Annotated in this window: 6 protein-coding genes and 2 pseudogenes; 6 read left to right on the top strand and 2 right to left on the bottom strand. The window is 41.7% G+C overall.

The features are described from left to right. Window positions 1-104 precede the first annotated feature (104 nt). From V7K67_RS08965 to V7K67_RS08985, 5 genes and pseudogenes are all read left to right on the top strand, one after another. Entirely contained in the window at window positions 105-1919 is a 1815-nt protein-coding gene (locus V7K67_RS08965; protein ID WP_335166146.1) for an ATP-binding protein, read from the top strand. Window positions 1920-1992: 73 nt separating this feature from the next. Next, window positions 1993-3273: a sensor histidine kinase gene (locus V7K67_RS08970; RefSeq protein ID WP_335166148.1), complete on the top strand. Its 1281-nt coding sequence runs from the start codon at window positions 1993-1995 to the stop codon at window positions 3271-3273. Window positions 3274-3360: 87 nt separating this feature from the next. Then, window positions 3361-8859: pseudogene (locus tag V7K67_RS08975) on the top strand (trifunctional serine/threonine-protein kinase/ATP-binding protein/sensor histidine kinase). Window positions 8860-9140: 281 nt separating this feature from the next. Continuing rightward, window positions 9141-10101, top strand: a pseudogene (locus V7K67_RS08980) (serine/threonine protein kinase); the annotation flags it as partial. A gap of 344 nt (window positions 10102-10445) precedes the next feature. Then, complete coding sequence (locus tag V7K67_RS08985; protein WP_335166150.1) at window positions 10446-12614, top strand: PAS domain S-box protein; 2169 nt, start codon at window positions 10446-10448, stop codon at window positions 12612-12614. A gap of 374 nt (window positions 12615-12988) precedes the next feature. On the opposite strand, the gene V7K67_RS08990 is transcribed toward V7K67_RS08985, so the two are convergent. Together V7K67_RS08990 and V7K67_RS08995 are read right to left on the bottom strand one after the other, a co-directional pair. Next, window positions 12989-13309, bottom strand: coding sequence for a hypothetical protein (locus V7K67_RS08990; protein ID WP_334708223.1), 321 nt, complete (start codon window positions 13307-13309; stop codon window positions 12989-12991). 445 nt (window positions 13310-13754) lie between these two features. Then, window positions 13755-14144 (bottom strand): type II toxin-antitoxin system VapC family toxin, encoded by a 390-nt coding sequence (locus V7K67_RS08995; RefSeq protein ID WP_334731682.1) that lies wholly within the window; start codon window positions 14142-14144, stop codon window positions 13755-13757. 232 nt (window positions 14145-14376) lie between these two features. On the opposite strand from V7K67_RS08995, the gene V7K67_RS09000 reads away from it, so the two are divergent. Beyond that, window positions 14377-15255 (top strand): phosphodiester glycosidase family protein, encoded by an 879-nt coding sequence (locus V7K67_RS09000; RefSeq protein WP_335166153.1) that lies wholly within the window; start codon window positions 14377-14379, stop codon window positions 15253-15255. Window positions 15256-15494: the final 239 nt, after the last annotated feature.

The following is a 15494-nucleotide window of genomic DNA, read 5'->3' on the forward strand; positions in this document are numbered from 1 at the left end:
CAATTACCGCAATACAAGGTTTAGTCAATCAACATACCGAACTTCTCTCTGTGCTTGAGTCTCAAGCCCTGAAATACCAATTAGATAGCTAGGGAGTAACACCGATGCGAGATGAGGATGGACTAGACTGGCTAATGGTAGTAGTCGTGCCGGAGGCTGATTTTATGGAGCAAATCGATGCTAATACCCGCACCACGATTCTGCTTTGTCTGGCGGCACTCGTACTTGCTATTATCTTAGGTATCTTCACTTCTCGATGGGTGACTCGACCAATTTTGCGCCTTAATCAAGCGGCAAAAGATATCGCGAAAGGAGATTGGAATCACGCCGTCGAGATCGATCGCACCGATGAACTAGGAGAATTAGCACTCGCTTTCAACCAAATGGCAGGACAACTAAAAGAATCCTTTGAAAACCTAGAACAGCGAGTGTGCGATCGCACCGTAGATTTAGCAGAATCAAATCAACAACTAGAACAAGCCAAAGAAAAAGCAGAAGTAGCGAATCAAGCCAAAAGTTCCTTCATTGCCAACATGAGTCACGAACTCCGCACTCCCCTCAACGCTATTTTGGGGTTTGCACAACTGATGATTCGCAGCAAAACCCTCTCCACCGAACATCGGGAGGCGGTGAGTATTATTACTCGTAGTGGCGAACATTTGCTGACATTGATCAATAATATTCTCGATCTATCCAAGATAGAAGCGGGTAAAACTACCCTCAATCCCAAACGGTTCGATCTCTATCGCTTGCTGAGTGATGTAGAAGATATGTTCCGACTCAAAGCAGAGGACAAAAGGCTCCAGTTGTTGTTTGAATATTTGCCCAATTTACCCCCTTATATACAAACCGATGAAGTGAAGCTACGCCAAGTGTTGATTAACTTGATCAGCAACGCAATTAAATTTACCGATGAAGGAGGTGTGGCGCTGAAGGTGATGGCAATCAATCCCCCAGAATTGCCTACCTCCCAACCACTAACCCTACATTTCGAGATCGAAGACTCTGGTGCAGGCATTGCGGCTGAGGAATTAGATAAATTGTTTGAAGCCTTTGCCCAAACCCAAACCGGAAAAAATGCCCAGGAGGGAACTGGATTAGGATTACCAATTAGCCGCAAATTTGTGCAGCTAATGGGCGGGGAGATGACCGTCAGTTCTCAGGTGGGGTATGGCACTGTTGTCAAATTTGACATTCAAGCGATCGCTGTTGAGGCAGTAGATGAGGAAAGGGTGCAATTGCAGCGACAGATTATTGCCCTGGAACCCGATCAACCGCAATACCGGATCTTAGTCGTGGATGATAAAGACATCAATCGCCAGATTTTAATCAAGTTGCTCACTCCCTTGGGATTTGACCTCAAAGAAGCGGAGAATGGTCAAAAGGCGATCGATATTTGGCAACAATGGCAGCCCCACTTGATTTGGATGGATATGAGAATGCCTGTACTTAATGGCATTGAAGCTACACAGTACATCAAAGCCCAAGCCAACGACAACACCACCAAAATTATTGCTTTGACTGCCAGCAGTTTGGAAGAAGAACGGTCGGCAATTTTGGCAGTTGGCTGTGATGACTTCATGCGAAAGCCGTATCGGGATTACGAAATTCTCTACGCAATGGAAAAACATCTTGGTGTGCGCTATGTGTACGAGGAAACAGACAATCTACAACATCAGCCACCACAGCCATCTACAATAGTTCAACTGCAACCGTCTGACTTAAAAGTGATGTCGGCTGAGTGGCTGACAGAATTTCACGCCGCCGCTACCACTGGACGGGAGAAACGGCTAATTGCACTGATTCAACAGATTCCCGATCAACAGTCGGCAATGGTAAAAGCTTTGAACGAGTTGGTAGATAACTTTGAGTTCGACACTCTAATCGAACTGACCGAAACAGTGCTGAGTGCTGAGTAACGAGTGCTGAGTCAAAAAAGTAATAATTGCACTCAGCACTCCTGACTCAATTTCTTCCTTAGTTATTTTAACTATGATTCTCCTACCTAAAACAGAAATTCTTGTAGTCGATGATTTGCGGGACAATCTGCGTTTATTGTCCAATCTTTTGCGATCGCAAGGATACGAGGTGCGTACAGCCATCAATGGGACAATGGCACTGCGATCGGCTCAGTCAGAACCTCCCGCTCTGATTTTGCTGGATATCAATATGCCTGATATTGATGGCTACGAAGTCTGTCGCCAACTCAAAGCTTCTGAAGAGACTCGCAATATCCCGATAATTTTTATTAGTGCCCTCGATGATGCCCTAGACAAGGTAAAAGCATTTCATGTGGGCGGCGTGGACTACATCACTAAGCCTTTTCGAGTCGAAGAAATGTTGATTCGCATTGAAACCCAACTGAAGGTGCAACGCTTCACTCAAACCCTAGAACAGCAAGTTGAACAGCGAACTACTGAACTTTCCCAAGCTTTGCATCATCTCCAGCAAGTCCAGATCCAGTTAGTACAGCAGGAGAAGTTGTCTGCGTTGGGCAATCTTGTGGCTGGCGTGGCTCATGAGATTAACAATCCCATTGGCTTTATTGCTGGCAACTTGAATGAGGCACAGCAAAGGGTGCAAGAGTTAATGGAGCATCTGAATCTATATCGCGATCGCGCTCCAGAAGGATATATTGCCAACCATGCTGAGGAGATTGATTTAGATTATCTTCTGAAAGATTTACCCAACATGATTGACTCCATGAAAATGGGGTGCGATCGCCTCAAAAATATCAGTACCAGTTTAAGAACTTTCTCTCGTGCCGACCAAGATTACAAAGTGCCTTTCAATATCCACCAAGGTATTGATAGTACCATTCTCATTCTTAAACATCGTCTCAAGGGCAATGAACAACGTCCCGCGATTGAAGTTGTCACCAACTACGGTAATTTACCTCAAATTGAATGTTTCCCTGGTCAATTAAATCAGGTGTTTATGAATCTTTTAGCTAATGCCATTGATGCTTTGGATGAATTTAATCATGGACGCAGTTTTGAGGAAATCAAAGCTAATCCTAACTGCATTACAATTACAACCTCAGTCGAAAATACTCGCGTTAAAATTGCCATTCTGGATAATGGTAAAGGGATGAATGAAAAAGTAAAATCCAAAATATTTGACCATTTATTTACTACCAAAGCTGTTGGTAAAGGTACAGGTTTAGGGTTAGCGATCGCTCGTCAAATTGTGGAATTAACTCACGGCGGAAAATTGGGTTTTAACTCTGTTTTAGGTGAAGGTACAGAATTTATTATTGAAATTCCGGTATAGTTCAGGGTTCAGATACCCGACTTCGCACAAGTTGTCGGGGATCTTTTTTGGGAATACTAAATCTGGAAGTTTCACAGATTTAGCACTATGATTAGCACGTTAGTCAATATTCCCGGATATCAAGTAAGTGAACAACTCTACAATGGTTCCAGAACTTTGGTTTATCGAGGGGTTCGAGAAACTGACTCATTACCTGTAGTGATAAAATTGCTGAAAAATCCTTATCCCAGCTTCTCTGAACTCTTATCGTTTCGTAATCAGTACACCATTGCTAAAAATCTCAACTCACCGCTAATCATCGCAACCTACAGCCTCCAAGCCTACCAAAATGGCTATGCGTTGGTGATGGAAGACTTTAGGGGGATTGCTCTCAAAGATTATTTCACCTCTAACCAGACGCGATCTATCGCGTCTCTACAAGAATTTTTGCAAATTGCGATCGCACTCTGCAATACCTTAGATGTACTCTACCGAGAGCGGATTATTCACAAAGATATCAAACCCAGCAATATTTTAATTAATCCCCAAACCAAACAAATTAAATTAATCGACTTTAGTATTGCATCTTTACTCCCACGGGAAACCCAAACACTAGTCAATCCCAATGTGTTAGAAGGGACACTCGCTTATATTTCCCCAGAACAAACGGGGAGGATGAATCGGGGAATTGACTACCGAACTGATTTTTATTCTTTAGGTGTGACTTTCTACGAGTTACTTACTGGAGTTTTACCATTTGTCTCAAATGATGCAATGGAGTTAGTGCATTGTCACATTGCAAAAATGCCTATGGCATTAGGGAACAGGTTCACCCTGAGCGGAGCCGAAGGGGAAGAGATTCCCCAAGTACTCTGTGATATTGTCATGAAATTGATGGCGAAGAATGCTAAAGATCGCTATCAGAGTGCATTGGGGCTGAGATTTGATTTAGAAAATTGTTTACATCAGTTACAAGTTGATGGTATAATAAAAAGCTTTGAAATTGCACAGAGGGATGTGTGCGATCGCTTCATTATCCCTGATAAACTCTATGGACGAGAAACAGAAGTAGAAAACCTACTCCAAGCATTTGAGCGAGTTAGCCTTGGTGCAACAGAAATGATTCTGGTAGCAGGTTTTTCCGGAATTGGGAAAACGGCGATTGTCAACGAAGTTCATAAACCAATTGTGCGCCAACGCGGTTATTTTATCAAAGGGAAATATGACCAATTTCAACGTAATATTCCCTTCAGTGCATTTGTGCAAGCCTTCCGAGATTTAATGGGGCAACTTTTAAGCGAAAGCGATGCACAAAGGGAGCAATGGAGAAACAAAATATTATCAGCAGTTGGTGAAAATGGACAAGTAATTATTGAAGTTATCCCCGAATTATCAAGAATTATTGGTGAACAACCAACCGCCATAGAATTATCAGGAACGGCGGCAGAAAATAGATTTAATTTATTATTTCAAAAATTCACTCAAGTTTTTACCAGCTTAGAACATCCCTTAGTGATGTTTTTAGATGATTTGCAATGGGCAGATTCGGCATCACTGAAGTTAATGCAGCTTTTAATGGCTGATACCAGTCATATGCTGTTAATTGGTGCGTACCGTGATAACGAGGTAAACCCAGTACATCCATTAATGTTGACCTTGAATGAGATTGAAAAAAACCAAACAACGATTAATACAATTACCTTAGCACCACTGAATCAAAAAACAGTCAATCAATTAGTTGCTGACACACTTAAATGCTCCCAGGATTTGGCATCACCTCTTTCTCGATTAGTGTTTCAAAAAACTCAAGGAAATCCGTTTTTTTCTCTCCAGTTTTTGAAGGCATTACATCAAGAGCAACTGATTAAGTTTACCCCCCCTTGCCAAGGAGGGGCTACGGGGGGGTGGCAATGTGATATTTCCCAAATTAATCAACAGGCAGTTACAGATGATGTCGTTGAATTTATGGCGTTGCAGTTAGAGAAATTACCACTCTTCACCCAGAATATCCTCAAGTTAGCATCTTGTATTGGCAACCAGTTTGATTTAGCAACTTTGGCAATTGTTTCGGAACAATGCCAAATTAATACGGCAACTGCTTTGTGGAAAGCATTGCAAGAAGGATTAATTTTACCGATGAATGAGGTTTATAAATTTTATCAAGATGAAACTGCTAATAGCTATTTGTCCATTGCTAATAGAAATCAACAAATATCTATTAGCAATGAGCAATTAGCAAGTTACAAATTTTTACATGACAGAGTACAGCAAGCAGCTTATTTCTTGATTTCCGATGAACAAAAAACAGCAACTCATCTCAAAATTGGACAATTACTGAGAGAAAATCTGTCTGAGTTAGAGATTGAAGAAAAACTTTTCGATCTGGTTGGGCATTTGAATTTAGGAATTGAGTTAATTAGTCAAGCAAGCGATCGCCAAGCCCTAGCTCAACTCAACTTGAAAGCTGGTACTAAAGCCAAAAATGCGACTGCATACACCGCCGCTAGAGTATATTTCTAAACTGGGATCGCCTTACTCCAGCCCGACTGCTGGCAAACACAGTACGAATTAGCCTTGAATCTCCATTTGGCAGTAACCGAAGCCAGCTATTTAAATAGTGACTTTGAGAGCATGGAAGAGATGGCTGGAGTGGTTTTGCAGAACACCCAGACCATTTTTGATAAAGTGAAAATCTACGAAATTAAAATTGCGGCACTAACGGCTCAGAGCCAAATATTAGGGGCGATCGCCGTCAGCGCAGATGTCCTGAGTCAATTAGGGGTGGATTTACCGAGTGCGCCAGAATCAGCCGAAATCGGCAAAGCCTTGGAATACGTAAAAGAGCAACTCCAAGGCAGAGAAATTTCTGAACTGATTGACTTACCCGTGATGAGCGATCGCTCTGCGATCGCCGCCATGCAATTATTAGGAATATTGTTTGCACCAGTATTATTGGGAAATCCAGGTTTAATGCCTCTGTTGAGCGCAACGATGGTGCGGTTGTCGCTCCAGTTTGGCAATACCCCCGCCTCGACGGTAGGATATGCGATTCACGGTATGATGCTATGTGCTTTTTTGAGCGAAGTTGAAACTGGCTACAAGTTTGGTCTTTTAACTCTCTCGTTGCTGGAAAAATTGAACGAGCGGAGTATATGTCTCCCTTTAAACCTCTTTGGGGGTTTCATCCAACATCGTCGGCAATCGTTTTTGGCAACGCTATCGACAATGAAAGATAGCTACACCAATGGTATGGAAACAGGCAGTTTTCTGTACGCTGGCTACAGCATACAAGGTTACGGGCATATAGCGCTGTTCGCTGGTGTAAATTTAAACACGTTGTCAGCCGAATTAGCTCCTTACAGTGTGGTTCTGACTCAGGCGAAACAAAATGCGGCGTGTATTTTATTGGATGCAGTGCGGCAAGTGGTGGAGAATTTGAGAGAAACAGGGAGCCAACCCCATCGCTTAATTGGTACTGTCTACGATGAAACAATTATGCTGCCAAAGCACCAGCAGGATAACGATTTTGCAGCGATCGCCTACGCCTATACCTACAAGCTGATGCTTGCTGCTCTCTGGGGCAATTATCACGCTGCCCTTGACTATATCACCGGAATCAAGCCCTATTTTATGGCAGCAGCAGGGGCGGTACATATTCCCGTTTTCCATTTTTATGCTGCCCTCACATACCTAGCACTCTTAAGAACCCAGCCAGAAGCAGAGCAAGCCCAAACTCTTCTTGAGGCGCAAACCCACCAAACAATTCTGCATCAATGGGCAGAAAATGCCCCGATGAATCACTTGCATAAATGGTATCTAGTGGAGGCTGAACGGTATCGAGTGTTGGGTGAAAAAGCCGTAGCTAGTGGGTATTATGACCAAGCCATAAATCTTGCTAAAACACATCAGTTTATTAATGAAGAAGCCTTAGCCAATGAACTCGCCGCCAAATTTTACCTTGACTGGGGCAAACAGCGTATTGCTGGGGAATACATGATTGAAGCCTACTACAGCTATATTAGTTGGGGTGCGAAAGCCAAAGTTGCTGACTTGGAAATACGCTATCCCCAACTGCTTGCTCCCATCCTCCAGCAAACCCGTTCTCCCCTGTCAATTAATGAAACTATCTTGGCACTGGGGAATGTCACATCTACTAGTTCCCCGACTTCCAGTAGCAATGTCTCTGTTGCTTTAGATTTAGCTGCCATTCTCAAAGCTTCCCAAACTCTGTCAGGGGAAATCGAACTCGAAAAATTGCTCTCAGTATTGCTTTTGCTCGTCATCGAAAATGCGGGGGCTGATAAATGCGTATTAATGCTGTTGCAAGACGAGCGCCTATTGATCGAAGGGTCAATTACCCTGGGGACAGAGCCAGTGGTGTTGCAGAGTCTTCCCGTTGAAGACAGCCAGGATATTTCCCTGAAGTTGATTTACAAAGTCTTGCACAACAGGCAGACGGTTGTGCTAATTGATGCAAGTGCCGATCCGACCTTAGCAAATGACCCTTATATTATTCGTCAGCAGCCTCAGAGTATCTTATGTAGCCCGATTTTGCATCAAGGTAAGTTGATCGGCATTTTATATCTAGAAAATAACTTAGTGACGGGGGCGTTTACAAGCGATCGCTTACAATTTCTCAATTTTCTCACTACTCAAGCAGCAATTTCTCTAGAAAACGCATTATTATATCACAAATTAGAGGACTATTCCCATAGTCTGGAGCAAAAAGTAGAAGAACGCACCCAGGAAATCACAGAAAAGGCCACTCAGCTAGAATCAACACTCGATCAACTTTACTCGACTCAAGCCCAACTAATTCAGTCCGAAAAAATGTCCGGGTTAGGACAGTTAGTTGCTGGGATTGCTCATGAAATTAATAATCCGATTAATTTCATCTATGGCAACTTAGAACCTGCGGGTGAATACGTTGCATCCTTAATTGAATTAAATAATTTATATCAGCAACTCTATCCGCAACCATTGCCAGAGATTGCCGAGAAAATGGCAGAGATCGAACTAGGTTTTCTGGTGGATGATTTACAAAACCTGCTGAAATCTATGAAAACTGGAGCAAATCGTATCCGGCAAATTGTGCTATCACTGCGAAACTTTTCCCGCTTGGATGAATCAGAAATGAAACCAGTAGACATTCACTCTGGTATTGATAGTACTCTGTTAATTTTGCAACATCGACTTCAGAGTAACAGTAAACATCCAGAAATTGCAGTTATTCAAAAATATGGTCAACTCCCTTTAGTTAATTGTTATGCCTCTGCTCTGAATCAAGTATTTATGAATATTATCAATAATGCCATTGATGCCTTAGAAGAATCAGATATAAATCGCCAACCGACTATTATAATTCAGACGGAATTCAGAGAAGCAAAAAAGGTAGTTATCCGCATTGCAGACAACGGTATAGGGATGAGCGAGTCAGTGCAAAATAAAATATTTAATCCATTTTTTACGACGAAATCAATAGGTAGCGGTACAGGTTTAGGATTATCAACTAGCTATTCGATCGTGGTAGAAAAACATGGGGGAAAATTAAGCTGCATTTCCGCACCAGGAGAGGGTACAGAATTTATCATTGAAATTACCTTATAGTTTAGGGTTCAGATCCCCGACAACTTTCGCGAAGTCGGGGATCTTTTTTGGGAATACTAAATTTGGAAGTTTCACAGATTTAGTAACATGGTGAGTATCTTATAAATATTCCCGGATATCGCATTAGTGAAGAACTCTACACCCGCATTTCTCACAAGTTTGAAATGCAGAGGGGCAGAGGGGCAGAGGGGCAGAGGGGCGGAGGGGCAGAGGGGCGGAGGGGAAAGAACAAGGCACATTGAACTCTCCCCTGCTCCCCTGCACAAGCACAAGCACAGGCTTTGAGCATTGGTGAGAAATCCCGGTACAATGGTTCTAGAACTCTGGTTTATCGAGGGGTTCGAGAAACTGACTCATTACCTGTAGTGATTAAACTACTGAAAAATCCTTATCCCAGCTTCTCTGAACTCTTATCGTTTCGCAATCAGTACACCATTGCCAAAAATCTCAACTCACCTCTGATCATCGCAACCTACAGCCTGGAACCTTATCAAAATGGCTATGCGCTGGTGATGGAAGACTTTGGGGGGATTTCTCTGGTGGAATGGAGAATGGGGCGAAGCGTAGAATCTCTGATCGAGTTTTTGGAGATAGCGATCGCACTCTGCAACACCTTAGATATACTCTATCAAAACCGCGTTATTCACAAAGACATCAAAGCCGCCAATATTTTAATTAACCCAGACACCAAACAAGTCAAATTAATCGACTTTAGTATTGCATCCTTACTACCACGAGAAACGCAGACATTAATCAATCCCAATAGACATCTCCAGAAATTAAATATGCGTTATCCAGAATCCTTGTAGAGACGTAGCACTGCTACGTCTCTACATTCATTTTCACCAGATGTCTAATGTGTTAGAAGGGACACTAGCTTATATTTCCCCAGAACAAACGGGGAGAATGAATCGGGGGATTGACTACCGCACAGATTTCTATTCTCTGGGTGTGACATTCTACGAATTACTCACTGGAGTTTTGCCATTTCAATCAAATGATCCAATGGAGTTGGTACATTCTCATATTGCTAAACTTCCAGAACAATTCAAAAGTGCAGAGATTCCGCAAGTCCTCTCAGATATTGTGATGAAATTGATGGCGAAAAATGCGGAAGATAGATATCAGAGTGCTTTGGGATTGAAGTTTGATTTAGAAAATTTTTTACATCAACTACAAGAAACTGGTATAATTAAGAGTTTTGAGATTGGGCTTAGGGATGTATGCGATCGCTTCATTCTTTAGCAAAGCTTGCTCTGGATTTTTGTTCTGGGGTTATCGGTAGTTAAATACACTCGTCTTACTTATCCTGACTAATTTTTATCCTCTTTGCAAAAAACTGGGATGCTCCCGATCTTAACTGCATTGGCTACATTACTGCTAAAAATGAATTTATATTAAAAATTAGCGGATTTATTTGTAACTATTATGTATAAACTATCATCCCAAAATATCCAGATATTTACAACTATAATAGATTGTATTTTGTTATCAGTGTTATCAAAGTCCTTACAATATTCTCTGTATTTGTTTTTAATCTCTAATCTTAACTGATGGAGGTAATCTGCGGCAGAAGGGGCGATCGCATGAGCAAAAAATGGTATCGAGTCCAAAAGCTGAAAGCAATATTCGTCCTAGCATTGGCAGTTGTATTTACTAATGCTGTAGTTTCATATAGCAACACTGTGAAGCTGATTCATAACCAGCAATGGGTAACAGACTCATATAAAGTTATTACCCAAATTGAAAGTATCCAATTTGCACTTAAAGATACTGAAACTGCACAACGTAATTACCTAATTACAGCAGATGCAGATGATCTAAAAACTTATCTTGCAGCTTATCAACAAACTAATAGCAATATTCAGATTCTCACTAAGCTAACTGCTAAAAATTATCAAAAGCAGCAGTGGATTTCTTTGCTGGAGCCGAAAATTACCAACAGGCTCAACATTTTGCAACAAGAAATTTACCTCAGACAAAACCAAGGATTAGAGGCAGTTCGGCAACTAATCTTATCCGATCGAGATCAGCTAATCGGCAAAGAAATCCAACAACTGATTCACGACTCTTTAAAGGCGGAGCAAAATTTGTTACACCAGGGAATGGAGCAGTCGCAAGCAAGTTCCCAAAAGGCGATAGTGACATTTTTTATCGCTGCTATTGTGGATTTGGTGCTGGTGGCGCTGCTATATGATTTGTTGTGGCGTTATATCAGGCAACTTCAGCAGACGGAACTGGCTCTACGCCAAAGTGAAAATCGTTTACGAGCCATGATAGATGCAGAACCAGAATGCATCCAGTTAATTGCCAGGGATGGCACCCTTTTAGAAATTAATGCAGAAGGTCTGGCAATAATGGAAGTGGAGAGTGCTGATGTATTAATTGGTAAACCAATTGATGCTGTAATTTTACCAGAGTATAGAACCGCCTTTGCTGAATTGCATAAAAGTGTCTGCCAAGGTAATAAGGGGACTTTGGAGTTTGAAATCGTGGGATTTAAGGGCACTCACCGCTACATGGAAACTCATGCTGTACCACTGCGTAACGAATTTGATGGCACATTCATTCATTTGGCACTGACGCGAGATATAACCCAGCAAAAACAGGCAGAACAGAAAATCCGCGAACAAGCAGCGCTGCTGGATGTATCAACTGACGCGATTCTGGTGCGAAGTATCCATAACCAAATCTTATTTTGGAATAAAGGTGCCCAGAGTCTATATGGCTGGAAGGCTGAGGAAGTTGTGGGTAAAAATGTTTTGCAACTTTTGTATAAAGAGATTTCACCACAGCTAGAAGATGCTTACTTGAGGGTGATGAGTACGGGCGAGTGGCGGGGTGAGTTGCATCAACTGACTAGGGAAGGCAAAGTAATTATCGTTGAAAGTCGGTGGACACTGATCCGACATAATAATGGCCAACCCAAATCCATTTTGAGTGTGAACACTGAAATCACGCAGCAAAAACAGCTGGAAGCTCAACTTCTGCGATCGCAACGTTTAGAGAGTATCGGTACTCTAGCTGGCGGTATCGCCCATGACCTCAACAATATACTATCTCCAATTTTAATGTCAGTTCAACTGTTGCAGAAAAAATTGCCCGATCAGCAGAGTCAGCAAATACTGCAAACTTTAGAAAATAATGTGAAACGCGGTGCTAATTTGCTCAAGCAAGTGTTATCTTTTGCACGGGGTATTGAAGATAAACGGATAATTGTGCAAATTCCGCCTTTGATGGCAGAAATTGAGCAAATTATCGCTCAAACATTCCCCAAATCTATTATTTGCCAGATAGATATCCCGAAAAATCTCTGGTATGTTCGTGGAGACATAACTCAACTGCATCAGGTGCTAATAAACTTGGTAATCAACGCCCGCGATGCTATGCCCAATGGCGGTATTTTAAGGATTGCGGCGGAAAATCTGGTGATTGGCGAACATTCTGCCCAGATAAACATCGATGCGAAAGTCGGTTCTTATATTGCGATCGTGGTGACGGATACTGGTATGGGGATGTCGTCGGAAGTCCAGCAACGGATTTTTGAACCATTTTTCACCACCAAAGAGGTAGGCAAAGGTACAGGTTTAGGACTTTCTACCGCGTTGGGCATTATTAAAAATCACGGTGGTTTTGTCAATGTTTACAGTCAAGTAGGCAGAGGTACTCAATTTACAGTGTACTTGCCTGCCTCTACATTCAGAGACACACATTCGCTGTCTCAAGAACTAAAATCAGTTATGGGAGATGGCTAATTAATTTTAGTGGTGAAAGTATCACAGACTACAAAAATAATATTAACCAATAGACATCTGGTGAAAATGAATGTAGAGACGTAGCAGTGCTACGTCTCTACAAGGATTCTGGATAACGCATATTTAATTTCTGGAGATGTCTAATTTCTATACACGTTAAAAATTGGTTAATAAGAAATAAAAAATATCAGTTAATATGATATGCCGTTATCACTATTGTCTTGTCTGGACTATATACAGACTCGACTCTTGGGTATTCGTTATGAATCCACCATACTTTTATTCTATTAGACTGTGCAGGTGCGCTACCTGAGATTGAATACCCTGCTTGAGTCATTAAGGTTTCAAAAGTATTTGAGTCGAGAACAATACAATTAAAAGCTCTTAGCCCCTGTATTTGATGTCTGTTTAGGGTCATAACTACCCTGGTAAGTCGTAAAAATTCTATATCCTGGTAATACTAAAGCAATTCCAGTGTTACTGTGAATTTTACCAGGATATTTATAGGGAATATCGTCTGGTACACTCCCACCAAGGCGAAAACTAAAACCAAGTAGCCATATATACAAACCAGGTAGTAGTAAATCCATACTATATGCAATAGCTCTCATTGCCTCATTTTCTTTGAAAGAAGCACAATTTCTGGCTATAGCGAATTTTTTGGAGATATTTTTCAGGTTTGTGTTTTCTAACATAGTCTTAATTTCAATCTCTAATAGGGATTTTAGTGAGTTTCAAGCGTTTCAATCCCTGTAAAGGAAAGGTGCTTTGCGAGGCGCTTACCTGTCTTCAGTACCGCACGTCGTTGTTTCAGTCCTTATGAGATATGAGGTGTTTTGCAACGCCCTGTTGGAAAATTAGCGCGTAGTTCTTACTAGTTTCAATCTCTATGAAGGGTAAGGTGTTTTGCAACTATGTAAATAGTATCGGGTAAGTGACGGGTAAATGTCAAGTAAAAAATCTTTATAATGCTTATACAGCAAGGTTTGCGACAGTTATAATCGATTAGGTCTTTTGAGAGCATTTTTACGATCAGCCAAAAATTAGCGATCACTTAGTAATAATGAGAACATTACCTTTATAGCGGTTAATTTCTGCTAAAACATTTATCAAACAGAATTCAGGAGTCAGTCGTCAGAACTACCTGTTAGAGATTGCAGTTGGATTAACAGCAGTAATTTCTGAGTAACGGGCAAAATCACTAATGTTAAATGTAAGAATATGGGTTAGCCCATGCACCAGCATTGCTGCAACCAGTCGCGCATCGTGTACGTTGATTCCCCTAATACCATAGGCAATTACCAGCCTTTCCCATTCCTGGTAAATTGCTTCAGTATCTAGCAACAATGGGAAAAACACCTTTAATCGGTTAACTTCTGCCTGTGTTTCTGCTAAGCTACGCCCTAAGCCATTTCGCTCGGTTGGACGTGTGTAGACGTTCCAAAATTCAATCAAGTTTTGCGGTACAATTTGCAGATGTTCACCGCGATCGCGCAACGTCCTGATAGCATTAACAGTATCCGAGTTCATTAGACATCTCCGAAAAAGAATGTAGAGACGTAGCAATGCTACGTCTCTACAAGGGTTCTGGATAACGCATATTTTATTTCTGGAGATGTCTATTAGGTGGCTAAGGTCTACACTCCTCAAAAGGATAAGTCAGGGTTCTCTAGTTGAGTACCAACCCCATAGCTGAAGCTAGGGGCTTGTAGGAGACTTCACCTGACCAGACTAACCGTTTAGAGCAAGAGTGAGTTTAAGAGTGAGGAAAATCAAACTACTGGCTTTGATATTAATTAGTTTGGCAATGGTGTTGTGGTTTAATTTGCGTTCTTCAACGCCATCAATACCGACTATTGCAGCTTCACCACCAAAAACTATCCGCTACTTAGAGCGCACTTTACCCCAAAGCATCGCTCACATCCTGTTGATTCCAGCCAATAGCAGATTTTTGGTAACTCCTGCACTATCAGAGAAGGTAGCCACTGTAGAGGAATTTGCTCAGAAGCATCAAGCCGCAGCTATTTTGAATGCAGGCTTTTTTGACCCAGGCAACCAAAAAACTACATCTTATGTTGTCATACAAGGAAAGTTGGTAGCTGATCCCAAGGAAAATGAACGGCTGGTGAACAATCCCAACTTGAAACCTTATCTGGGTCAAATATTTAATCGCACAGAATTCCGCCGCTACTTATGTGGGCAAACTATCCGCTATTCCATTGCCCTACACAGTCAGTCACCATCAGCAGGTTGCCAGTTAGTCGATGCGATAGGTGCTGGCCCACGCCTATTACCAGAACTCACGTTAGTAAAAGAGGGCTTTGTAGATAATCCCAATAAACGAGATGCACTTGGCAGTAACCAACCTAATGCCAGAACTGCCGTAGGTATCACTCATGATGGTAACGTTGTTTTCGTTATGGTAACTCAAAAACCCTCGACTCCCGCTAACTCTGGGATATCTTTGCCAGCATTAGCTGATTTGATGAAAACCCTTGGTGCTGAACAAGCGATGAATCTGGATGGAGGGAGTTCGTCTTCGCTTTATTACAAGGGTAAAACCTTTTACGGGAAGGTTGATTTGGAGGGGATTTCTATCAAGCGTCCGGTTAAATCGGTTTTGCTGGTTCAGGAAAACTAGTACAACACGGCGTAAATAAACCAACCATTTAAAATAGCCAGAAAGCTTACAAAATAAGCATTCTTTCTTTTTACTTTTGCCTTCTTGTACTAGGGGAATGATTATGCGACTATACAACTGAAGCAGTAAATCTAACTGACCAATCACTTGTCATGCTTGGCAGTTTGCTCTGGATAACCTCCACGAAAAAAATAGCTATACCCATCCACTGGTAGATTTTTGCCATAGCATCAATTCTG

The sequence above is a fragment of the Nostoc sp. genome (genome assembly GCF_036917155.1).
In the GTDB taxonomy this organism is placed as follows: domain Bacteria; phylum Cyanobacteriota; class Cyanobacteriia; order Cyanobacteriales; family Nostocaceae; genus Nostoc.